16 protein-coding genes are annotated in these 21,923 nt (G+C 74.0%); 6 read left to right on the top strand and 10 right to left on the bottom strand.

Annotation, left to right across the window (positions count from 1 at the left end):
• Window positions 1–69 precede the first annotated feature (69 nt).
• Window positions 70–240 carry a hypothetical protein gene (locus tag ACIBFB_RS11290; RefSeq protein ID WP_397228830.1) on the top strand — a complete coding sequence of 57 codons (171 nt, stop codon included), beginning with the start codon at window positions 70–72 and terminating at the stop codon, window positions 238–240.
• A gap of 354 nt (window positions 241–594) precedes the next feature.
• On the opposite strand, the gene ACIBFB_RS11295 is transcribed toward ACIBFB_RS11290, so the two are convergent.
• From ACIBFB_RS11295 to ACIBFB_RS11310, 4 genes are all read right to left on the bottom strand, one after another.
• Entirely contained in the window at window positions 595–1,359 is a 765-nt protein-coding gene (locus tag ACIBFB_RS11295) for an enoyl-CoA hydratase/isomerase family protein (RefSeq protein WP_397228832.1), read from the bottom strand.
• Between the two features lie 303 nt (window positions 1,360–1,662).
• A complete protein-coding gene (locus ACIBFB_RS11300; RefSeq protein ID WP_397228834.1) occupies window positions 1,663–2,622 on the bottom strand; it encodes an SEC-C domain-containing protein in 960 nt (319 codons plus the stop codon).
• Between the two features lie 65 nt (window positions 2,623–2,687).
• On the bottom strand, window positions 2,688–3,416 hold the full coding sequence (locus ACIBFB_RS11305) for an SWIM zinc finger family protein (RefSeq protein WP_397228836.1): 729 nt from the start codon (window positions 3,414–3,416) through the stop codon (window positions 2,688–2,690).
• Complete coding sequence (locus ACIBFB_RS11310) at window positions 3,416–6,595, bottom strand: SNF2-related protein (protein WP_397228838.1); 3,180 nt, start codon at window positions 6,593–6,595, stop codon at window positions 3,416–3,418. Before ACIBFB_RS11310 ends, ACIBFB_RS11305 begins: the two co-directional genes overlap by 1 nt.
• A gap of 129 nt (window positions 6,596–6,724) precedes the next feature.
• Here ACIBFB_RS11310 and ACIBFB_RS11315 point away from each other — a divergent pair, with 129 nt between their 5' ends.
• The 4 genes from ACIBFB_RS11315 to ACIBFB_RS11330 are packed head-to-tail and all read left to right on the top strand — an operon-like array spanning window position 6,725 to window position 15,115.
• Window positions 6,725–8,260: a TIGR02677 family protein gene (locus ACIBFB_RS11315; protein WP_397228840.1), complete on the top strand. Its 1,536-nt coding sequence runs from the start codon at window positions 6,725–6,727 to the stop codon at window positions 8,258–8,260.
• A complete protein-coding gene (locus tag ACIBFB_RS11320; RefSeq protein WP_397228842.1) occupies window positions 8,257–9,519 on the top strand; it encodes a TIGR02678 family protein in 1,263 nt (420 codons plus the stop codon). Before ACIBFB_RS11315 ends, ACIBFB_RS11320 begins: the two co-directional genes overlap by 4 nt.
• The gene (locus ACIBFB_RS11325; RefSeq protein WP_397228844.1) at window positions 9,516–13,835 is read left to right on the top strand and encodes a TIGR02680 family protein; all 4,320 of its coding nucleotides are present in this window, start codon (window positions 9,516–9,518) and stop codon (window positions 13,833–13,835) included. The genes ACIBFB_RS11320 and ACIBFB_RS11325 overlap by 4 nt, the downstream gene beginning before the upstream one ends.
• A complete protein-coding gene (locus ACIBFB_RS11330; protein WP_397228846.1) occupies window positions 13,832–15,115 on the top strand; it encodes a TIGR02679 domain-containing protein in 1,284 nt (427 codons plus the stop codon). The genes ACIBFB_RS11325 and ACIBFB_RS11330 overlap by 4 nt, the downstream gene beginning before the upstream one ends.
• A gap of 645 nt (window positions 15,116–15,760) precedes the next feature.
• Here ACIBFB_RS11330 and ACIBFB_RS11335 read toward each other — a convergent pair.
• From ACIBFB_RS11335 to ACIBFB_RS11360, 6 genes are all read right to left on the bottom strand, one after another.
• Window positions 15,761–17,629, bottom strand: coding sequence for a hypothetical protein (locus ACIBFB_RS11335; protein ID WP_397228848.1), 1,869 nt, complete (start codon window positions 17,627–17,629; stop codon window positions 15,761–15,763).
• Window positions 17,630–17,728: 99 nt separating this feature from the next.
• Entirely contained in the window at window positions 17,729–18,727 is a 999-nt protein-coding gene (locus tag ACIBFB_RS11340; RefSeq protein WP_397228850.1) for an aldo/keto reductase, read from the bottom strand.
• Window positions 18,727–19,125 (bottom strand): MerR family transcriptional regulator, encoded by a 399-nt coding sequence (locus ACIBFB_RS11345; RefSeq protein ID WP_397228852.1) that lies wholly within the window; start codon window positions 19,123–19,125, stop codon window positions 18,727–18,729. Before ACIBFB_RS11345 ends, ACIBFB_RS11340 begins: the two co-directional genes overlap by 1 nt.
• A gap of 57 nt (window positions 19,126–19,182) precedes the next feature.
• Window positions 19,183–19,866, bottom strand: coding sequence for a TetR/AcrR family transcriptional regulator (locus tag ACIBFB_RS11350; protein ID WP_397228854.1), 684 nt, complete (start codon window positions 19,864–19,866; stop codon window positions 19,183–19,185).
• 38 nt (window positions 19,867–19,904) lie between these two features.
• Window positions 19,905–20,684 (bottom strand): hypothetical protein, encoded by a 780-nt coding sequence (locus tag ACIBFB_RS11355; RefSeq protein ID WP_397228856.1) that lies wholly within the window; start codon window positions 20,682–20,684, stop codon window positions 19,905–19,907.
• Window positions 20,681–21,235: an SRPBCC family protein gene (locus ACIBFB_RS11360; protein WP_397228858.1), complete on the bottom strand. Its 555-nt coding sequence runs from the start codon at window positions 21,233–21,235 to the stop codon at window positions 20,681–20,683. The genes ACIBFB_RS11355 and ACIBFB_RS11360 overlap by 4 nt, the downstream gene beginning before the upstream one ends.
• 55 nt (window positions 21,236–21,290) lie before the next feature.
• On the opposite strand from ACIBFB_RS11360, the gene ACIBFB_RS11365 reads away from it, so the two are divergent.
• Window positions 21,291–21,896: a TetR/AcrR family transcriptional regulator gene (locus tag ACIBFB_RS11365; RefSeq protein ID WP_397228860.1), complete on the top strand. Its 606-nt coding sequence runs from the start codon at window positions 21,291–21,293 to the stop codon at window positions 21,894–21,896.
• The last annotated feature ends 27 nt before the right edge of the window (window positions 21,897–21,923 follow it).

The raw sequence follows: 21,923 nt of genomic DNA on the forward strand, positions 1-21,923 counted from the left end.
CAGGAGGAAAGGCACACCAATGCCTTGAGCGAGAAACGTCACCAAGGGCACTCATGCTACAAAGCGCGTGTGACACCCGGTACCGCCAACCGGGTCACCCACCTGAGCGGTGAGGGCGAGATCCCGCGAGCAGGGCACGGACAGGTCGAGCAGGTGGGTTCCTCGCTCGATGGGCTTCCCGCGCCGAAGGGCGCCTTCCACCCGCACCACCTCGGCAACCGTGCCAGGAGTGGGTCCTGACGGCTTTTCGCCGGTCCGACGCGCTCCTGTCCTCCTTCTCCCCGGCGCTCTGCTCGGCACAGTCGAAGAGCATCTGAGAAGCCGGGGAACGCATGGCTTCGAGCGGCCCCCGGACCGGATCCTCGACGTCGCCAGCCGCGGCCGCCGCGACCTGTGCTTCGCCATCCTGGACGTGTTCAGCATCGCCGACGGCACCCGCAGACCGCGCTGCTGGCGGAGGCTACGGCGGCTCACCGTCCAGAGCAGCGGGCCGGTCGAGAGCGTCTCCGGGTCCTGGCTGCCCAGGCTCGGACCCCTGGAAGTGGGGCGGGGGATGGAGGAGGACGGTGCGGCCGCCCCCACCGGCGGGAACCCTCACCGGCCGGTGAACACCGGTGTACTGCGCTCCAGCGAGGCGGCGACCCCGGTCCCGTGGTCCTCGGTGGCCATCAGGCGGGTCTGTTCGACGATCTCGCGCTCCAGCGCGGCGGGCAGCGCGGCCAGCAGGTCGGCGCGCATGGTGGCCTTCATCGACCGCACCGCGAGCGGAGCGCGGGCGGCGATCTGACGCGCCCACTCCAGTGCGTCCTCCCGCACCCGTCCGTCCTCGACCAGGTGGTCGGCCAGACCGATCGCGTGCGCGTCGTCGCCCGGGACCCGGCGGGCGGTGTAGAGCATCTCGGCGGCCTTCTGCCCGCCCACGATGCGGGGCAGGGAGACGCTCAGCCCGAACCCCTGGTGCAGGCCGAGCAGCCCGAAGTTGGCGTGGAAACGCGTGGCGGGCGAGGCCACCCGGAAGTCCGCGGCGCAGGCCAGACCGAGTCCGCCGCCCACCGCGGCGCCCTGGACCGCCGCGATCACCGGGACCGGCAGTGAGTACAGGCGCAGCCCCTGGCCGTAGAGGGCACTGAGCGTGTGGACCGGGCTCCGGCCGACCCCGTCCGCCGCGAAGTCCATCCCCGCGCAGAAGTTCTTGCCCTCCGAGCACCAGACGAGAGCGCGGCACCCCTCGGCGACCAGTTTCTCCGAGGCGTCGGCGAGCCCGGTGAGCACGTCGAGGGAGAAGTGGTTGTTGGGCGGGCGGTGGATCTCCAGAACGCCGACGTGACCGTCGACGCGCACGGACAGCTCCTCCGACATGGGAGCCTCTCTCCTTCGGTGCGGGATGGGGCGAACGGCACCGAGGCTACCGGGATCGCCGATCCGGGGCGGCACCCGGGGGAAGCGGGGAAGGGCGGGAACCCGGGGTTCCGGTTTCGGCATCAGGCACGGGCCGCCGCGCTCGGGCCGAGGGTGTTCCCGCTGTGTGAGCAGGGGCTACCGTGGCGGGTTCAGGCACAGCCATGCGGACACCGGCCTTCTGGCGGATGGCCCGGACGGCCCGGACGGCGCGGACGGCGCGGACGGCGCGCCGGAAGTCGCCCTTCCCGCGGTGGTGAACCGTCAGCGACGGGCCGCCGATCCGCAGCACTTCTTGTACTTGCGGCCCGATCCGCACCAGCACGGCCGGTTGCGCTCGGGCGGCCAGGGGATCAGCCTCGGGTCGTCGGGGGTGACGTCCGTGCGCGCCCAGGCCAGGCGGGTCTCTCGGTCGGCCGGGTCCAGGCCCCGGCGTTCGGCGAACGCCGTGATCTCGTCGACGCCGTGCAGGACCACCCGCCTCGGCGTGCCCGGGTGTTCGCGCGTCCCCTCCCGCATCACCCCTTCGGCGGCGCGGTAGTAGGCGTCGATCCCGTGCTCGGCGCTCTCTCCCGTGAGCAGCCCCCGGGCGCGGGCCTCGTCGAGGACGTCACGGGAGTAGAGCACCTCCACACCCCCGTCGGGTTCGTCCTCCTCCCACTCCGGCTTCTCCTCCAGCATCTCCCTGGCCGCTTCGAGCGCCACCCGGTCGTGGTCGTCGAGGGGGAATCCGGACTCCAGACGCGCGTTGGCGCGGGCGATCAGGGGTTGGAGCGTGAACGCGTCGAGTTCCTCCAGGTCCTCGACCGTTCGGGCGAGGTAGCCGCGCGCGGCGATGTTGAGACAACGCAGCGCCTCCGCCAACCTCCCCCAGCTATGAAGGTCCTCGGCGAACAGGCCCGCGGGTCCCTCCTCCAGATGCCCGGGCCGGAGCAGGTCGGTGGTGATCCGGTCGGCCTCGGCCGCCTCCCGCTCATCCCCGCTCTCCCGCAACCGGTGCACCAGTTCGATCGAGGCGTACTGGCCGTCCTCCGGGGTGGGCGGGTGTTCGCGTAGCGCCTCCAGCAGGCGGCGGACCTGCTCGTCCCGTCCGCGGGAGGACAGTCCCACCACGGCCTCCCGAAGGATCTCCCCGGTCTCCTCCGGATACTCCTCCAGGTCGCGCAGAACGCCGTCGGGCAGGTCCAGGGAACGCACGGCACTCATCAGGGCGTCGTCAGCCATGGACACCACGCTAGCCCTGGGGGTCGGCCGTGGCCCGGTGTTCGCCGGAACTCACCCGTATCGCGTCAACACCGGTCAGCGCCGCCGAGCCGCTCGTAGATGGGGGTCAGGCGGGACGCCACACCCGGGGTGGCTCCCTCCCAGTGCGCGAGCGGGTCGAAGGGGCGCGGCGGCGCCAGTCGCGCGGGGGCGCTCTCCGCCCAGAAGTCGGCCACGCGCTCGGACAGCGGGATGACCTCCACGGACAGCTCCCCCACCGGTCCGGCCCCGGCTCCCTCCAGCGCGTCGACGATCTCCTCCTCGGTGCGGCCGAGCCAGGCCAGGAGCAGGAGCGGATCCTCGTCGAGCAGGGACGCGAACGCGAACAGGACGGCGGCCACGTGTTTGCAGGGGTAGCCCCAGTCCGGACACGTGCAGCGGAGCTCGAGGTCGTCGACGGAGTCGGGGAAGAGTCGCACCCCATGGCGGGCGAACAGCTCCTCGATCCGGTCGGGCATCTCCCCGGCCAGGAGGTCGGCGGCGGCGTCCGGGTCCCCGGACAGGTCGTCCAGGATCCGCTCCCAGCGGTGGTCCTCGACTGTCTGGTAGACGAGGGAGACCCGGTAGGGGCGCGCACGCGACCCCCGGACGTCGGCGCTGACCGTGGCCCGGTCCGCGTCGACGGTGACCTCGGCGACCGCTCCCTGCCGCATGTAGACGCGGCCCCGGTTCAACCGGCCCGGATCGCCGTCGGCCACGCCGTCGAGGAAGCGGCACGCCCACCAGCTCTCGCAGACAGGGACCCGGCCGCCCATCAGGCCACCGCCTCGGGCGCCAGGCGCACGACCTCGCGCAGCTCGGCCACGCTCATGTCGCCCAGCCAGTCCTCACCGGTGCCCACGACCGCCTCGGCCAGGCCCTTCTTGTGTTCGATCAGCTCGTCGACGCGTTCCTCCAGGGTGCCCACGCAGACCATCTTGCGGACCTGCACGTTGCGTTTCTGTCCGATGCGGAAGGCGCGGTCGGTGGCCTGTTCCTCCACGGCCGGGTTCCACCAGCGGTCGAAGTGGACGACCTGGTTGGCGGCGGTCAGGTTCAGTCCGGTGCCCGCCGCCTTCAGGGAGAGCAGGAAGACCATGGGTTCGTCGTCGCTCTGGAACCGCTCGACCATCGCCTCGCGCTTCGTGCGGGGGGTGCCGCCGTGCAGCCACAGGACGGGCATGTCCAGTTTGCCTTCGAGATAGGGGGCGAGGCGGGAGCCGAACTCGGTGTACTGGGTGAAGCACAGCGCCTTGTCGCCCTCGGCGGCCATCTCGGCGAGCAGCTGCTCCAGCTGGGCGAGTTTGCCCGAGCGTCCCGACAGGCGCGAGCCGTCCCCGAGCAGGTGCGCGGGGTGGTTGCACACCTGCTTGAGCTTGGTCATGGTGGCCAGGACCAGGCCCTTGCGCCGGATACCGGTGGCCTCGTCGACGAGCGCGGTCATCTCGTCGACGGTGGCCTTGTACAGCGAGGCCTGCTCGGGGGTGAGCGTGCACCAGGTCCGCATCTCCTGTTTGGCGGGCAGATCGGAGATGATGGAGGCGTCGGTCTTGAGCCTGCGCAGGACGAACGGGGCGGTGACCCTGCGCAGCGAGGACGCCGCGGTCGTCCCCGAGCCGGTGGCGAGTTCGCGCCCGATGTCGGCCGCGACGCCCTTCTCGAAGGCCTCGCGCGACCCGAGCAGCCCGGGGTTGGCGAAGTCCAGGATCGACCACAGTTCGCCCAGGTGGTTCTCCACCGGGGTTCCGGTGAGGGCGATCCGGGCGGGGGCGGGGATCGTGCGCGCCGCCCGGGCCTGCTTGGTGCGGGAGTTCTTGATCTGCTGGGCCTCGTCGCAGACCACCCGCGCCCAGGTCAGGGCCGAGAGCTCCTCGGCGTCGCGCAGCATCACGCCGTAGGTGGTCACGACAAGGTCCGCCTCGTCCGCCACCCGCGCCAGCTCATCCCCTCGGGGACGGCCGGTGCCGTGGTGCACGTGCACCCGTAGTTTCGGGGTGAACCGGGCCGCCTCCTTGCGCCAGTTGCCGACCACCGAGGTCGGGCAGACCAGCAGCGTGGGCGCCGGTCGCGGATCACGGGCGCCGTCGCCCGTGTCCGAACGCTCGTCGGCCAGGAGAGCGAGCAGCTGCACGGTCTTGCCCAGGCCCATGTCGTCGGCCAGGACCGCGCCCAGTCCGAGACGGTCGAGGTAGCGCAGCCACGCGGCGCCGCGCCGCTGGTACGGGCGCAGCTCGGCGTCCAGGCCCGGTGGTTCGGTCATGGGGGTGAAGACCTGTTCGGCCCGTCCGGCCAACAGGGCGCCCAGATCCCCGTCGGCGTCGACACCGACCAGGTCGGGGGCGCCGGGTTCCGGCACCAGGGCCATGCGCAGGGCCTCACCCACCCGGACGGACCCGGACGCCTTCCCCGACAGGTAGGCGGCGGCGCGGCGCAGGCGCTCCGGGTCCAGACGGGCCCACTCTCCGCGCAGGCGGACGAGCGGCCGTTTGAGGCGGGCCAGCTCGGTGAGTTCGGCGGGGCTCAGGTCGACGTCGCCGACGGCGGCGCGGTAGTCGAAGTCCACCAGGGTCTGACCGATCCCGGTGCCGTTCTCCGAGCGGTGCCGACCGTGTTCGGAGAGGGTGAGTCTGGTGCCGACCCCGACGTCGCCGACCCAGGGCGGCAGGAGCACGCCGAACCCGGCCTCGCCGAGGGCGGTGGCATGCCGCGCCAGAACGTCGCAGGCTTCGCCCGGGGTCAGTTCCAGGGAGCCCGGGAGGTCGTCGGACAGGGCTCGGAGCAGCGGCGGACAGGCCCGCACCGCCTGGGTCAGGGCCCGGGCGACGGGCTCCGCGGGATCGCGGGGCAGCCAGTCGGCGCCCTCGCCCTCCCGGAGGCGGTCGAGCGGCACCATGAGGGAGGGCTCCTCGACGGACTGGACCCAGATCTGCATCCGCCAGGGCCGGTCGGTGGGGACGTACAGCCCGACTGCGATCTCCGCCCCCGCCTCCTCGTGCGCGGACCCGTCCGTGTCCGCGTCGGGGTCCTCCTCCACCTCGACGACGGGTTCGGGGGCGGGTTCGACGAGGCGGAAGGTGAGCCGGATCGCCCCGGCGAAACGATGGGCGGCGGCGAACCACTCCCCCAGGTCGTCGACGAGCTGGACGGCCTCACGCCCCGGCAGCGGCCCGGCGTGGCGCAGTTCGCCGTCCTCGGCGGTGAGCGCGTCGAGCCACCGGTGCTGGATACGAGGAAGGCCCGGCGAGTCGACAGTGTGGTGGGCCAGGCGTTCGCGGGCGACCAGGTCGACGAGGGCGCACAGGGCCGCCAGAGTGTCGGCCATCGCGTCGGCGCCCGCCTCGGCCGGTCCCAGGTCGGGGACGTGGTGGGCGCGCGCCGGAGGCGGCAGCGCCTGGACGTGGGCGCGCAGCCAGGCCGTGGCCGCCGGATCCAGCAGGGGCCGCCAACGGGCACGGGGCGCCACCATGGAGAACGCGCCGTCGCTGGAGATGACCGTCTCCTCCACCAGCCCCGGAATGATCCGACGGGCGTCGACCAGGGCCTCGGCGGCCGCCAGCAGCACCGCCAGGTGGGGCAGCGACCTGCTCGCTCGGTGCGCGTCGGCACGGCGCAGCAGGGCCAGGGCGTCGGGTCCGGCCAGGTCGAGGGTGGACACGAGCCAGGGACGGATCCCGACCTGGTCGGGCCGGTGGCGCGGTACCCCGCCCATGGCCGGGAACTCCGGCGGCGGTAGCGGGTGCCGGGGAATCCCGGGAAGGCGCAGGACCGCCGTGTCCGGTTCGGGGGGCACGGAGCCCGGCGGAACGGGACCGACCACCTCGGTGAGCTCCGCGTGGCCCAGGGCGTAGGGGTGGGGCCGGACGCGCTTGCGTGAGGTGGTCGTGGCGGACAGTTCGGAGTCCACACCCCACACCCTGAGCCGGTTCGCTTCCCAGAAGGCCTCGATGACACGCACTCCCCCATTGTCCCGATCCGCGGAGGGTGGCGTGGCCTCATTCGGCCGATCCGTGAGGGGAAAGGTTCCTAACCCGGCGCCGGTACGGTGGTTACCGGCGTGGTCCGTCGATGCTGAGAGGGGTGCCGGGTGCACGGTTTCGAGCGGCTCCCCGCCCGGATCTTCGACTTCACCGCCGGCGGCCGCCGCGATCTGTACTTCGCGATCCTGCACGTGTTCAACGACGCCAACGAGCGCCTGGAGACCGCGCTGCTGGTGGAGGAGGTGCACGCCCGCCTGCCCGGCACCGGTTTCACCGAGCCGGTGGAGGAGGGCGAGGTGGAGTCGGCGCTGCGCCACCTGGAGGGGCTGGATCTGCTGGAGGCCTCCCAGAGCTACACGGCGGCCTACGCCACGGCGGCGGAGTTCGAGCGCAAGAACGTCCAGTACACGCTCACCGTGCGCGGCGAGGCCGAGTTCGCCGGGGTACGCGTGGTGCTCGCGCGGCTGAAGGAGAGCGGCGCCCTCCAGACGGCTGTACTGGACGCGGTCGCCGACCGGCTCGACGCGCTCGACGCGCTGATGAAGGACGACGACCCGGGCGAGGACAGCCGGGTCTTCACCACCCTCCAGGAGCTGGAAGGGCATCTGGACTCGCTGCGCGACAACACCAAGCGGTTCAACAACGAACTCCAGCGGCTGCTGCGCGCCGACGGCGCCGACATGGAGACCTTCCACGAGGTCAAGAAGGCCACGGTCGGCTACCTCGACGCGTTCGTCGACCACCTGGAGGAGCGCGCCCGCACCATCGCCGACGCGCTGGCCCGGGTGGAGGAGCGCGGGGTGCCCCGATTGCTGGAACGGGCCCTGACTGGGGCGAACCTGCCGCCGAGCGCGACCGATCAGGTGCGGGCCGACTGGTGGGAGAGCAGGCGCGCCCGGTGGTCGGGGCTGCGGTTGTGGTTCGCCCCCTCCGACGAGGGACAGGAGGGCGTGCGGAGGCTGCACGAGGTGGCCCGGCGGGCGATCGGCGCCCTCCTGGAGGCGCTGGAGCGGATCACCGAGTCGCGGCGGCGTGCCTCCAGCACGGCGGAGGACCTGCGCACAGCGGCGCGCTGGTGCGCCGGGGCCGCCCGGGAGGAGGATCTGCCGCGTCTGTGGTCGGCCCTGACCGGGCTGTCGCCCGCCCGGCACGCGGTCCTGGGTCACGCGGACGGCGAACTGGTCGCGCCGGGCAGCCCGTGGGCGGAGGCCGGGTCGGTGCCGGTCTCGCCGACCCTGCGGTCGTCGGGCAGGTCCGGGCGCGTCGCGCGCACGGCGAGGGTCCGCGACGTGGCCGCCACCGCCCGGCGCAGGCGGGAGCGGGCCCTGGCGCAGCGGGCGGAGGCCGAACGGGCGCGGCGGCTGCTGGCCACGGACGGCCCGACACGGCTGTCCGCGTTCGGGGAACTGGAGCACGGGCTCTTCGAGCACCTGTTGTCGCTGCTCGGTCAGGCGCTGTCCGAACCCGTCCTGGCCGACGGCACGCGCAGGGCCCTGACCTCGGACGGACGCGTGGAGATCGTCCTGTCGCCCCCGCCCGACGGGCGCACGGCACGGCTGCGCACGCCGCGCGGGGTGTTCACCGGACCCGACCACGTCGTGTCGATCGGCGCGCCGGGGAGCACCGGGGAGCGGTACGCGTGAGGGGTCCGGCCAGGCACGCCAACCGCAGGGTGACGCAGGCCAGGGACGAGATGGCCCTGGGCATCCGCACCATGCTCGCCCATCCCCTGCTGACGCGCGAGATGGACGAGGCGGCGTTCACCGTGGTCCGTCGCAGGCGCACCGAACTGACGTCCTGGTTCGACTACTTCTGCGGCTGGGCGCTGACCGTGGAACCGCGGCACGGATACGCACGGCTGGCCAAGGTGCGGGAGGACGGCGGCCACCTGGCGGCGCCCCGCCCGGCGCTGCGCGCGCGTGGCTCGGGCGCCCCGTTCGACCGGCGTCGGTACACACTGTTCTTCCTGGCCGCCGCGGAGCTGACGGTCCTCAACCGGACCACCGTCGGCCTGCTCGCCCAACGGGTGGCGCACACGTGCGCCGCCGAGGAGTACATCGCCGACTTCGACTCCTCCCGCCGCGCCGAGCGTGCCGCCCTGGTGGACGCTCTGCTGCTTCTGGAGCGGTACGGGGCGATCACGGCGGTGGACGGCGCCACCGAGTCCTACCTGGCGGGGTCCGACGCGCTGGTGCTCTACCGGGCCGACACCGCGCGGCTGGCCCGGCTGCTCAGCGCGCCGGTACCGCCGTCGCGACTGGGCGGTGCGCGCCCCGACCTGTCGGCGCTGCTGGCGGAGGAGCGCTACGGGCCCTCGGAGGACGGGGAGCCGACCGGTTCCGGGGACGGCTCGGGACCCACCCACAACCAGCGTCTGCTCAGGGCCAGGCACGGGCTGATGCGCCGTCTGCTCGACGACCCGGTCGTCCACACGGCGGACCTGAGCCCGGCCGAGGCCGAGTACGCGGCGACGCTGACGGGGAGGGGTCTGCTGCGCCGCGCGGCCGAGGAGGCGGGGTTCCGGCTGGAGGAGAGGGCGGAGGGCTACCTGCTGGTCGACGCCGACGCGATCGCCACCGACGACCGCTTCCCCGGCGAGGGGCACGTGAAGCAGACGGCCCTGCTGCTGCTCGACGTCCTGCTCGCCGCGGCCGGGCCGGTGCCCCTGACCGGGCTGGCCCACGAGGTGGAGGGATTGCTGGAGCGCAACCCGTCCTGGGCGCGGAGTTTCCGTTCCGAGGGCGGTGCCGCGCGTCTGGCCGAGTCCGCCGTGGAGGTGTTGGTCGGCCACGGGCTGGCCCGCGCCGAACCCCCTGAACCGTCCGGCGCGGTGTCCTACCGCCCGCTTCCCGCCGCCCATCGCTACGCCGTCGACCGCGACGCCTTCGGAAGGAGAGCATGACCGTATCCCTCACCGAGCACGGGGCGGGCCGTTGGCGGCCCAGCCGTGCGGGCATCCTCAACGTGTGGCGGTACTACCGTGAGACGCTGGCCTTCCACCGCGGGAGGTTGTTGCTGCGCGGACGCAACGGCACCGGGAAGTCCAAAGCGCTGGAACTGCTCCTGCCGTTCCTGTTGGACGCGAGCCTGCGCCCGAACCGGCTTTCGACCTTCGGCGGCAGTGAACGGGTCATGCACTGGAACATGATCGGGCACGGCTACCCGGGCGCGACCCGGGTGGGGTACGTGTGGCTGGAGTTCGAACGCCCCGGACCCGACGGGACCGGCCACCTGACCCTGGGCGCGCGTCTGCAGGCCACCCGCGACGTCTCCTCCGTCCGGGCGACGTACTTCACCTGCGCCGCGCGGGTGGACGACACCCTGTCCCTGCTCACCCCGGAACAGCAGCCCCTGACCGTCAAGCAGCTCAAGGAGGCGGTCGAGGAGACGGGTGCCGGGACGGTGTACCCGGGACCGGAGGAGTACCGCTCCGCCGTCCGTTCACTGCTCTATCCCCGCCTGGACCAGGCCCGGTACGACTCGCTGATCACCGCGCTGCTCCAACTGCGCACTCCGAAGCTGTCCGAACGCCTCGACCCCGGCCTGCTGTCGTCCCTGCTCTCCAGCGCCCTTCCGCCGTTGGGCCGCGGCGAGCTCGCCGACATCGCGGGCGGCTTCGAGCGGCTGGACCGCCATCGCGAGGAGCTGCGGAAGCTGGACGGGGAGGTCCGCGCGGCCAAGGCCCTCGCCGACCGCCAACGCGTCTACGCCGCCCGGGTAGTGCGCGGCGCGGCGGCGGGTCTCATCTCGGCGACCACCGACATGGACCGGTGCGCCCGTGAGGCGGGCGAGGCCGACCGCCGGGCCGAGCAGGCTCAGGAACAGCTCGCCCGGTCGGGGGCGCGGGAGGAGGAGCTGAACGAGACGTACGAGACCGTGTCCGCCGAGCTCCAAGGGCTCAAGGACAGCGCGGCCTACCAGGCGGGCGCGGGGATCGAACACCTCCGCGAGCGCGTCGACGCGGCCGGGGAGGAGGCCGTCGCGCGTGCGGCCGAGGCGACACGGCACGTGGAGGCGGCGGCCCGGCTGGCGGAGGAGACGCGATCCCTGTCGGAGGTCGCGGCGCGAGGGCGGCGGGCCGTGGGCACCGCGCGCGCGGACGCCGTACGGGCCGCCGAGCGGGCCGACACCGCGGGTCTGCTCCGGGAGGGAGCCGAGGCACTGGACGCGGAGGGTCCGGAGGCGGTGGGCCGGGTCCGCGACCTGTTGCGCGCCGCCGTCGAGCACCGGGGATTCCAGATCGACGAGGTGCTCGCGGCACTGAGTGTGTACCACGAGCGGCTCAGGCGCCGGGAGGAGCTGGAGACGGACCTGGGTGAGCTGGCCGAGGAACTCGTCGAGGCCGAACAGTTGGGCGAACGCGCCGCGCGCGCCCACCGGGACGCCCTGGAGGAGTTCGCCGAAGCCCTGACCGTCTGGGCGCGCGGGTGCGTGGAACTGCCCGTGGACGCTCCGGAGGAGCTGGTCGGCTCGATCGCCCCGGACAGCGGCGCCGGTCCGCGCACGTTGGTCGCCACGGCACGGCAGCGCGCCGGCGAGACCCTCGCGGCCCTCCGGGAGGCCGCGGTGCAGCGCGCCGAGCGAGCGGGGACGGTGCGCGCGGAGATCGCCGGACGGATCAGGGAGCTGGAGTCGGCGGACGAGGTCGCGCCCCCGGCTCCCCGAACCCGGGCGGCCGACCGGTCGGGACGCCCGGGCGCTCCGCTGTGGCGGCTCGTGGCCTTCGCCGACGGGGTTCCCGCGAACGCGCAGGCCGGTGTGGAGGCGGCGTTGGAGGCGTCCGGGCTGTTGGACGCCTGGGTGATGCCCGACGGAACCGTGCCCGCCGACGTGGTGGGCGACACCCTTCTCGGGGGAGCCGGGCTCAGGGGAGCCGGGCTCAGGGACACGGGGCTGAGGGGGGCCGTGCTCAGGGACACCGTGAGCGCCGCGATCGCCCGACCGGTGCCCGGCCCCAGTCTCCTGGACGTCCTCACCGTCGAGGAGGACGCCCCCGTGCCCGCCGACCGCGTCCGGTCGCTGCTGGCCGGGATCGCCTACACGGCCCCGGAGTCGTCGGAGGCCCGTGCCGGGAACTCGGGCTCGGCGGACACCCGCGCCGCGGCGGCGGGCCCGGCGAGCGCCCGTTCCACGACCGCGGGTTCGCTGGACGACCGTTCCCGGGGAGCGGGCTCGGCGCACTCCCCGGCGACCTCCGACCGCCATTCGGAACCGCCGGTCCGGGTCGGCGCGGACGGGCGCTGGCGGTTGGGTCCCCTGCACGGGCACTGGTCCAAGGCCGAGCCCGCGCACATCGGCTCCCTGGCCAGGGAGCGGGCCCGGGCACGCGCCATCGCGGAGCTCACCGAGCGGCGGGAGGCGCTCGACCGCGAGTGCGCCGAGGCCGAAGCGGAACGGGAGGTCCTGGACGGACGGCGTCGACGGCTCGACGCGGAGACGGCCGCGATGCCCGCCGACACCGGGACGCGCGCGTCGGCTCAGGATGTGCGTTCGGCGCAGGAGCGGATCGCGGACCGCCGCGGCGGCCTCGACCGGCGGCGGCGTCGGCTGGCCGACCACGAGCCCCGGTTGTCCGCCGCCGAACAGGACCTGAACGCAATCGCGGCCCGGCACCGGCTGCCCGCCGACCGGGATGCCCTGGACGGGTCCCGTGCCGCGCTGAGGTCGCTGGGCAAGGCCGTGGAGACCTGGCTCGACGGGCAGGCGTCCCAGTTCGGGACGGAGCACGAGCTGCGCCGCGTCCAGGAACTCTCCGGACGGACGCGGGAGGAGGCGGCACGTGCTGAGCGGGCGGCGGACGAGGCCGAGGCGACCAGGAGGGGTCTGACGTCCCGCCTGGCCGCGCTGGACGCCACGGTGGGCGTCGAGCACCGGCGGGTCCAGGAACGGGTCACCGCGTGCGAGCGGCGGTTGACCGACACGCGCCGGGAACTGACCGGCGTGCGTGCCCGGCAACTCGCCCTGCAACACGAGCACGGCGAGCTGCTGGGCGAGGTCCGCACCCTGCGGGACAGGAGCACGGAGGCCGTCGCCGCGCGCGACACCGCCGCCGACCGGTTCCGCGCGCTGTGGGGGACTCCGCTGCACGAGGACTCGGGGCTGGCGGTGAGCCTGCCCGACGAGCCGACGGTGCGCGGCACCCTGGAGGCGGCCCGTACGGTGGCGGCCACCTCGGACAAGGCCGACCACGCCCCCGAGCGGATCAGCGCCGCCCGTGCCAGGGTCGCCGAGGCCGTGCACGGAGCCCGCGACGTCCTCGCCAGGCGCACCTATCTGGAACTGCTGCCCGACGGCGAGGTCCAGCAGGTCAGTGCGCTCCTGGACGGAGTCCGGGTGGGTGCGCGCGGCCTGCACGCCAGGCTGGCCGAGGAACAGCGGGTGCGCTCGTCCGACCTCACGGAGGAGGAGCGGGCGCTGTTCGACCGGGTGCTGACCGGTGACACGCGGCGGCACCTGGCCGACCGGTTGCGCAGGGCCACCGGACTCGTGGCGTCGATGAACGAGCGGCTGGCCCGGGTGCGCACCGCCTCGCGGATCGCCGTCCGGCTGAGGTGGGAGGTGGCTCCGGACGCCCCGACCGGCACCCAGAACGCACGTGACCTGCTGGTTCGCGACCCTCGGCAGCTCAGCGACGCCGAACGCGATGTGCTCCACGTGTTCTTCCGGGAGCGGATCGACGACGCGCGGTCGGAGGACTCGGCGGCCAGCTGGGAGGAGCACCTGAGCCAGGTCCTGGACTACACGTCCTGGCACCGGTTCGTCGTCGAGCTGGACAAGGACGACGGTGCGGGCTGGAAGCCGCTGACGCGGCGCGCCCACGGGCAGCTGTCGGGCGGGGAGAAGGCGATCGCGCTGCATCTGCCGCTGTTCGCGGCGGTGGCCGCCCACTACGCGACCGATCCCGGTGCGCCCCGCTTCATCCTCCTGGACGAGGTGTTCGTCGGCGTGGACACCGCGAACCGGGGCCAGATCTTCGCCCTGCTGGTCGACCTGGGCCTGGACCTGGTCCTGACCAGCGACCACGAGTGGTGCACCTACGCCGAACTCGACGGCATCGCCATCCACCAGCTCATCCCCGCCGAGCCGGACGAGGAGGACGACGCGGTGACCACCGCGCGGTGGGTGTGGACGGGGACCGCGCTGGAGGAGTCCGAGACGGAGGGGACCGGGGCGGAGAGTTCCGAGGAAGAGGAGCTCGAGGGGGAGGCGGTCGGGTGAGCGGCACCGAGGTGCCCGCCCATCTGGGCGAGGAAGCTCTGCTCCCGTTGTGGCGGGAGGTGCACCACCGGTTGTCCTCGGGCACGGCGGTCCGTTCGGTCACCGTGCGGGATCTGGACGAGGCGGCCCGGGAGGCGCTCGCCGACCTCCTGGGGTTGGCGGCCTATCCCGGTTCACGCGCGACCGTGCGTCTGGACCGGCTGGACGCGGCCCTGGCGCCGATGGACCTGGACGCCCGCACGGTCGTGGAGGCGGTCGTCGGTCCGATCGACGACCGTGCCGGCGCTCGGGTGCTCGCCGCGGACGATCGCGAGCGGCTGTGGTCGTGGTTGGCGGGACACGCGGTGATCGCCGACCAGCCCGCACTGCTGCGCTGGGTCGACCAGCTGCGCGCGGACGGCGTGCCCCGGGCGGGAACGGCCGCGCTCCGGCGGCGGCTGGAGCACGCCCTGGACATCCTGGCGGCTCTACCGCTGGCGGACGGGCGCCCGCTCCCAGCGCTGGCCGCCGACACGACCGGGGACCCGCACGCGTTGGACGGAACGAAAGCGCTGCCGGGGTTGGTGCTGAGGGCGTTGGCGGTGCTGCGCGACGCCCCGGCGCCCGCCAACGCGCAGGACCGGCGGGCCCTGTGGGGTGCGTTCGGGGTCGACTGCGACGCCCATTCCACGTCCGTCCTGGTCCTGGGGCTGCGCCCGGAGGGGGACGGCCCTTTGGCGACCGCCCTGCGGGTGTGGGCGAACGCGGGTCGGGCCACCCCGGTGACCCTGGACCAGTTGTCCGCGGCGGAGGAGCTGGTCCAACCCGCTCCCGTGGTGCATGTGGTGGAGAACCCCTCGATCCTGGCTCTCGCTCAGCGGCGGCTCGGTGCGGCCTGTCCACCGCTGGTGTGCGTGTCCGGGTGGCCGGGCAGCGCGGCCGTCACGCTCCTGCGGCGGCTGGCCGAAGGAGGGCACGGTGACCGGGAGCCGTCCGCCGACGGCGGTGGAGGGCGAGGGGTGGGGACCGTCCTGCGCTACCACGGAGACTTCGATGGGGAGGGTCTGCGGATCGCCGCGCACGTCATGGCCCGGACCGGGGCGCTTCCCTGGCGGATGGGCACCGGCGACTACCTGGCGGCGCTCGACCGCGCCGACGGGGGTCCTCCCCCTGGCCGCGTCACCCCGGTCCCATGGGACGCGGAGCTGGCTGAGGCCATCGCCTCACGCGGTGTCGCCGTACACGAGGAGAGGGTGGCCGAGGTCCTTATGGCAGACCTGCGGGACGCGTCCGGGGTCTGAGGGCCCGTATGGCGGACAGCGGGTCTTCCGTGTCCGAGCCGGGGTCCCACCTTCGCGGTGGACGACCCCGCGGCGAACGGTGGACGACCCCGCGGCGGAACGTCACGCTCCCGGTTGTGGGCGTCCCCCTGTGGCTGGGCGAATGGGGAAGGGTTCCCCAACCCCCTGCGAGTGAGCCAGCGGGGAGGGTTTCCCCACCCCCCTGTGGCTCAGCGGGCCAGGCGTGTGCCCGCGAACCCCCTGCGGTGACCCGGGTGGTCGGGTGTCCCCAGCCCCCTGCGGTGACCGGTGTGTGGACCTGTGTGGGGCTTGGGGCCGGTGTTCCCTGAACCGTCCACCCCCCGCTCCTGGGGCCGGGGGTGTCATCACTTCGGAATCACGCCCCCAGGCGGTGACCGCCTTCTGCATATCTGTGGACCGTCCGGGGTGACCCTAGGTGAGGGACCTCGCCCTCCGGAACGAATTCGCTCCGCGAACACGCCCTCCGGACGAGCCACACCCCCACCGGTGACCGGAGCAGGAAAACACCACACCCAACCCCCAGTGGACCCGAGAACCAGTCGACGCAACCCCCCTTCGGTGACCCGGAGCGCGCATGGTTTCCGTCCAACCCCCCGCGGTGCACCTCACCGCGACGATCGGCGCTCAGCCGAACGGGAGCAGCCCCCACACGAGGGCGAGCAGATCGACCACGCCCACGCCCGAGCGCGCGCCCGCCTCCAGACCGACGACCAGCGCGACCACCAGCAGGAGGACCGGCACCCACGTGCGCCGACGTCTGGGCGGCTCGGCGGCGGGCTCGTCCCGGTCGGTGTCGAGCCAGGACCGGTCCAGGCGGGCGACGTCCCGGCGCAGGTCCTGTACCTCGGCGTGGTAGCGGTCGCGTTCCCCGCGGACCCTCTGGAGCTCGGCGCGTTCGGCCCGGACGGCGGCGCGCGCGTCGACGACGTCCACGCGGGCGGCCTCGGGACCGCGCCGGGTGTGCCAGCGTTCCAGGCGGGCCAGAGGGAGGTCGGCGTACTGGGTCGGCCAGTTGTCGCCGGGGTCCGCGTCGACGGCGACCTCGTCCGGGTCCAGCGCGGTCTCGGTGGCGTAGTCGGGGGCCAGGCCCAGGGGCGGGGCCTCCTCGGGGGCGGAGGTGGTCGCACGCGGTTCCCGGTCGGCCAGCGGCCAGAGCGGCGGGGACGCCGGTTCGGCCAGGTCGTCGATCTCCGGCGCCTCCACCTCGGGGAGGTCCGGCAGATCGAGGGGTTCCGGGAGGTCTGCGGGTTCCGCGGGGTCGAAGGGTTGTGCGGAGTCGGCGGGTTCGGGGATGTTGGCGGACTCCACGGGGTCGGCGGGTTCCCACCGGGCGCCGGACTCCGGGGGGTCCGCGAGACGGAGATCGGCCGGTGGTTCGTACTCGGGGGGCAGCCATTCGGGTTCGGGCACGTCGTCCAGGTCCGGGAGGTCGTCGTCGGTCCCGGTCGCCGCTGAGGGCCCTGCGAAGTCCCCCCGGACCAGCCCGTCCGTCGGTCCCGGACGATCCGCGTCGTCCGTCGGCCCCGGCTCCGCGGGCAGGGCTCGCGCCTTCGGGTCGAGCCAGTCGCACAGCAGGTCGCGGCGGTCGGCGAAGGTGGGCGCGTCCGGCACGCCGCGTTCGCGCAGGTGGTCGGCGAGCACGTCGCCGCCCTCGTCGCGCAGCATCGTCACGAGGGACTCGGCCACCGCGAGGTACTCGGGTGCGGGCGGGTGGAGGAAGGGCGACCCGGCGCCGCCGGTGGGCGGGCCGAACGCCACGTGCTGGCCGTCGCCCGTGCCCAGGACCGGGTCGTAGGTGGAGAAGGACCAGCTCCACCCGGCGGCGGGGATGGCCCTGGGCGGGGTGAGCACGTCGCGCAGGATGCGGTGCACACCCCACAGGAAGCGGAGTTGGACCGCCTGCCACAGGTCGGCGCGCCGGGGGTCCAGGGCGATGTGGACCGGCAGGTCGGGGCGGGCGAGCGCGGCGGCCACGGCGCCGATGAGGACCGGTTCGCCGGAGACGGCGGCCTCCGCGGCGTGGCGGTCGCGGGTGCGCACGGCCCCGGGTGCGGCGGTGCGATCCCAGGGCTCGGGGGTCGGCAGGGCGTCCATGGTCGTCCACCCGGGTCTGGGCGGGCGGGTGGCGGCGGGCCTGGTGTGCGGGTTCTCGTGCAGCGACAGCACCCGGGGGAACGTCAGTCCGTGTGCCGGACCGACGATCGCCCAGGCGTGCGCGTCGCGGACCTCGCCGGGCCACCGGTAGACGAGGGCGGCCCGCCCGTCGGGGTAGGCGCGGGCCCAGAGGGTCTCGGGGTGGTCGGCGGGGTCCATGTCCGGCAGCGCCGCGCGGAAGTCGGCGGTGAGCGCCGGGAGCAGCCGGTCGCGCCACGAACGCAACGCGGGCTGATCGTCCTCGGCGAAGGACGAGGCGGCCGGGCCCGGACCGATCCTGCCGAGGAGGGTCGGTTCGGCCCAGGCGAAGTGGATCTGGTGGTAGGTGTCGTCGGGCAACTCGCCCCTCCCACGGGTGCGCGGACCGAGGCGGCGCGGCCGCCCGCCGCCTCTACGGAAGGTATCCCGTCACCCGTCGGTGAAAACAGCCTGTTCGCCCTATTGCGCGGTGCCGTGCCGTTCTCCCTGGTCGGCGTTGGCGAGGCGCTCCCACTGGTCCCTGGTCAGGGTCAGGTCGGTGGCCTCGATCGCCTCGTCGAGCTGGGCCAGGGTGCTCACGCCGACCAGGGGCACGACCGCCGGATCGCTGTCCATGAGCCAGGCGAGGACGACCTGGTTGCGCGTGGCGCCGGTCTCCGCGGCCACCTCGCCGAGCACGGCCGTGCGGGCGGCCGTCCCAGGGTGGTCGTAGGCGCGTTCGAGCTCCCTGTCCGGGCGGGTGTAGGCGCCCCACAGCAGGGTCGTGTAGGCCACCAGCGTGTACGGTCGCCCCTCGGCCGCCTCGGCACGGACGAAGTCCAGCAGTTCCGGGGTGGCGTGGACGTGGCCGGCCGCGGTCAGCGGCACGTCCAGGCGGGGCTGGAGGTAGCTGTACCGGTACTGGAGCAGCCGGGGGCGGGGCCAGTCGCGGGACTCGGCGACGGCGCGGGCCCGCTCCAGACGCCAGGTGCGGTGGTTGCTCAGGCCGAGTTCGCCGACGGCGCCCCCGGCGACGAGGTCGGCGAAGGCGCCCATGGTCTCCTCCATGGGCACCGACCGGTCCTCGATGTGCGCGTACAGGGCGTCGAGCCGGTCCACGCCCAGGCGCTCGCGGCTGCGTTCGGCGGAGGCGGCGACGGCCTTGGCGGACAGGCCCTCCGCCGTCTCCAGGCCGGTGCCGGGGACGGTCGGCATGGCGCCGAGCTTGGTCGCGACGAACACCTCGTCGGTGACTCCGCGCTCACGGCGCCAGCGCCCGAGGAAGGTCTCGCTCTCGTGGCCCTCGAAGCCCTCGACCCAGAACTGGTAGTTGTTCGAGGTGTCCACGAAGGTCCCGCCGGCCTCGACGAACCGGTCGAGCAGGGCGGAGGCGGTGGCGTCGTCGGTCTGGCTGCCGAACTTCATCGCGCCCAGGCACAGGGCGCTCACGCGGCGGTCGCCGATGGTGGTGTGGCGCATCAGGAGGTCTCCTCGACCGGTCGGGGGGCGTGGTCGGCGAGGACGCCGACGTAGTAGTCGATCTTGTGCTGGATGGCGGCCTGGTTGGCGCGCAGCTCGGCGATGCGCTGGTCCAGCCGGTCCTGGTGGCGTTGGAGGACGTCCAGCCGGTCGTGGACGGTGTGGTCGCCCGCCTGGACGAGCTCGGCGAACTCGCGCAGCCGGGCGATGGGCATGTCGGTGTCGCGCAGGCAGCGGATCAGGCCGAGGAGTTCGACGTCGTCGGCACGGTAGCGCCGGTGACCGCTGGGGGCGCGGTCGACCCGCCGCAGCAGTCCCTCCCGTTCGTAGTAGCGGAGGGTGTCGAGTGTGAGGTCGAACCTTTCGGCGACCTCACCGGGTGTGAAGTAGTCCCTCATGGGAACGAGCATGGGGCCTGGAGTGCGCTCCAGGTCAAGTGGATTGCGCGAACGGGCTCAGGAACCGCCCCGGATCGCGCCGACGACGGCTCCGGTGAGGTCGTCGGTGATCTCCTCCTCGCTGACCTCGGGGTGCTCCAACCACCACTCGCCCGCGGCCTGGACCATGCCCACGACGGCGTGCGCGACGATCTGGGCGTGCGCGAGGCCGGTGAGGCGGCCCTCGCTGACCAGCTGCTCGGCGAGCTCCTCCCCCAGGCGGCGGACCATGAGGCCCAGGTCGCCGCGGGTCCGGGGGTCCTCGGCGGTGGCCCGGTCCATGAGGAAGCGGTAGAGGTTGAGGTTCTGCGAGATCATCGACAGGTAGGCGCCGACCGTGGCACGGGCGCGGACCTCGAGGTCGGTGTGCTCGTGCAGCTCGGCGCGGATGCGTTCGATGAGCGGGTCGACGTGGCGCTGGGCGAGGGCCCGGTAGAGGCCGCCCTTGTCCCCGAAGTGGCGGTAGAGGATCGGCTTGCTGATCCCGGCCTCGGCGGCGATGGCGAGCATGGGGGCGTCGGGGCCGTCGCGCTGGATCACGCGGTCGGCGGCGTCGAGGATGGCGCGGCGCCGTTCGGGGTCGCGTCCGCCCCGTCCCCGGCCGCCTCGGCCGCGTCCACGGGTGGGCGCCTCCGACTCGGGGGTGTCGGAGGCGTCGGTCGTGTTGGTCACGGCGGTGCGCCGCGTGAAGTCGATCGCCACAAGGGTTCACCGTAGCGCTTCGGCTGGTGAAGCGGAGATCAGGTACGGATCGCGATCCAGGTCGCGTGGGCTTGGGCGAGGAGTTCGCCGCCGGCGTCGTAGACGGCGCTGCCGGTGTGCGTCTTGCGGCCGTCGACGGATTCCAGGTACCCCATCACCACGTACGTGCGCCCCACGCGCGGCGCGCGGTCGACGCGGGCGGTGAAGCGGCCGAGGACGCTGGGGCGGCCGACGACGTCGCTGGACCACCCGCCGGGGCAGTCGAGGGCCGCCCAGGTCTGGGGCAGGGTGACGGCGCCGGAGTCGTCGCCGAGGTCGGCGGTCGGGGTCCAGGTGCAGGCGACGGTGTTGCCCTGGCCGTCGGGGCCGGTGGCCGGGCGCACGGATCCGGCGAAGAGACGGAGGCCGTCGCCCTCGGGGCGGGCGGTGCCGCAGCTGTAGCAGCGGGGGAAGGGGTGTTCGGCCAGGCCGGGGTAGCGGTTCTCGGCGTCCTGGGCTTCGGCGGGGGTCACCGGGCCGCCGGGGACGGCGGGGCGGTCGGGGAGTTCGGCGGTCTGGGCCTCGGCCACGAGATGCGCCTTGTCGGCGCGTTCGGGATCGGTGAGGCGCAGGCCGGTGGCGGGGTCGCCCTCCACGGTGAGCGGCCGGTCCAGGGGCGGCGGCGTGCGGAGGGTGACGGTGACCGCGGGCCCGCCCTCGGCGGTGAGGCGGGTGGCGAGCAGGCCCGAGGTGTAGCCGCCGTTGCCCGATCCGTCCGGTCCGTTGAACCGCGCGGGGACGGTGAGAGTGGGGGCGCCGTTGCCCGGAGTGTCGTTCATGTCCTCAGCGTAGGAGAGGTGCTCTCCCGGGTTCGTGCCGACCGGCCGGTCGGGCGCGTCTCGGGGCTCCGCGACACGAGGGCGCGCAGCAGACGCACGTACGGGCTCCAGCGGGCCGGGGCGCGGACGGTGCCGGTGAGTGCGCGCTCGGCCCGGTCGAGGCAGTCCTCCAGAAGGGCGTCGTGGAACCAGCGGAAGGCCAGGGGCCAGGCGAGGTGGGCGGGACCGTGGAGGCTCATGGTGAGGAGGTGGCTCAGCACCGCCCCTCCGGAACCGTCGGGTCGGACGGTGAACTCGTGGAACCCGTCGAACCCGCGCGGCGCCTCGAACCGGAAGCGCACCAGGCGCCCGGGGACGTACTCCTCCACCGTGTAGCGGACGGGCCCGTGACCGCCCCTCGCTCCGGGGGCCAGCGGGCCGTCCAGGCGCATCGCGGGCCAGTCGTCGCTCGGCCAGAGGGGGTCGTCCGGCGAGGACAGCGCGTCCATCAGGGCTCCCACGCGCTCGGGAGCGACCGGCAGACGCCGTTCGTGAAGGTTGCGGACAGCCATGCGCACTCCTTTTAGAGAGGTCTCTCTAAAAAAGGATAGGGCATAGGGTCCGACCATGGGAAGGCCCGCACGCTTCAGTACCGACGACCTGGTGACGGCCGCCGCCGCGCTGGCCGCCGAGGGCGGACCGGCCGCGGTGACGATGGCGGCGGTGGCGCGCGCCGCGGGAGCGCCCAGCGGATCGCTGTACCACCGCTTCCCCAACCGACCCGCCCTCCTGGCCGCCGTGTGGCTGCACGCCCTGGAGTCCTTCCAGGACGGGTGCCGCGCCGCGCTGTCCGCGCCGCACCCCCTGACCGCCGCGGTGGACACCGCCCGGTACGTGCTGGAGTGGAGCGGGTCCCACCCGGACCTGGCCCGCATCCTGCTGTACCGGTCCGCCGACTTCGACGAGGCGGCGTGGCCCGGGACCGACCGCGCGCGCCTGGGCTCGGCCAACGCCGAGGTCGGGGAGCTCCTCACCGCGGTGGCGCGGGGGCTGCGCGAGCCCGGCGAGCCGGAGGACCGCGCGGTGGAGCGGGTCGCCCTGGCCGTGGTGGAACTGCCCCTGGCCCTGGTCCGCCGCCACGTGGGGAGCGGCCGGGGCATCCCCGGGGACGCGGCGCGGCTGGCGGCCGACGCGGCGGAGCGCCTCCTCGCCCCCCGCCCCGCCACCGGCTGAGCCGGGGCACGGAACCCTCCCCGCGCG

Source organism: Nocardiopsis sp. NPDC050513 (genome assembly GCF_044457925.1).
Taxonomy (GTDB): Bacteria; Actinomycetota; Actinomycetes; order Streptosporangiales; family Streptosporangiaceae; genus Nocardiopsis.

Coding starts and splice junctions, on each gene's coding strand:
- ACIBFB_RS11295 (WP_397228832.1), bottom strand. CDS start 1,359: ATGTCGGAGGAGCTGTCCGTGCGCGTCGACGGTCACGTCGGCGTTCTG.
- ACIBFB_RS11300 (WP_397228834.1), bottom strand. CDS start 2,622: ATGGCTGACGACGCCCTGATGAGTGCCGTGCGTTCCCTGGACCTGCCC.
- ACIBFB_RS11305 (WP_397228836.1), bottom strand. CDS start 3,416: ATGGGCGGCCGGGTCCCTGTCTGCGAGAGCTGGTGGGCGTGCCGCTTC.
- ACIBFB_RS11325 (WP_397228844.1), top strand. CDS start 9,516: ATGACCGTATCCCTCACCGAGCACGGGGCGGGCCGTTGGCGGCCCAGC.
- ACIBFB_RS11340 (WP_397228850.1), bottom strand. CDS start 18,727: ATGCGCCACACCACCATCGGCGACCGCCGCGTGAGCGCCCTGTGCCTG.
- ACIBFB_RS11345 (WP_397228852.1), bottom strand. CDS start 19,125: ATGAGGGACTACTTCACACCCGGTGAGGTCGCCGAAAGGTTCGACCTC.
- ACIBFB_RS11355 (WP_397228856.1), bottom strand. CDS start 20,684: ATGAACGACACTCCGGGCAACGGCGCCCCCACTCTCACCGTCCCCGCG.
- ACIBFB_RS11360 (WP_397228858.1), bottom strand. CDS start 21,235: ATGGCTGTCCGCAACCTTCACGAACGGCGTCTGCCGGTCGCTCCCGAG.
- ACIBFB_RS11365 (WP_397228860.1), top strand. CDS start 21,291: ATGGGAAGGCCCGCACGCTTCAGTACCGACGACCTGGTGACGGCCGCC.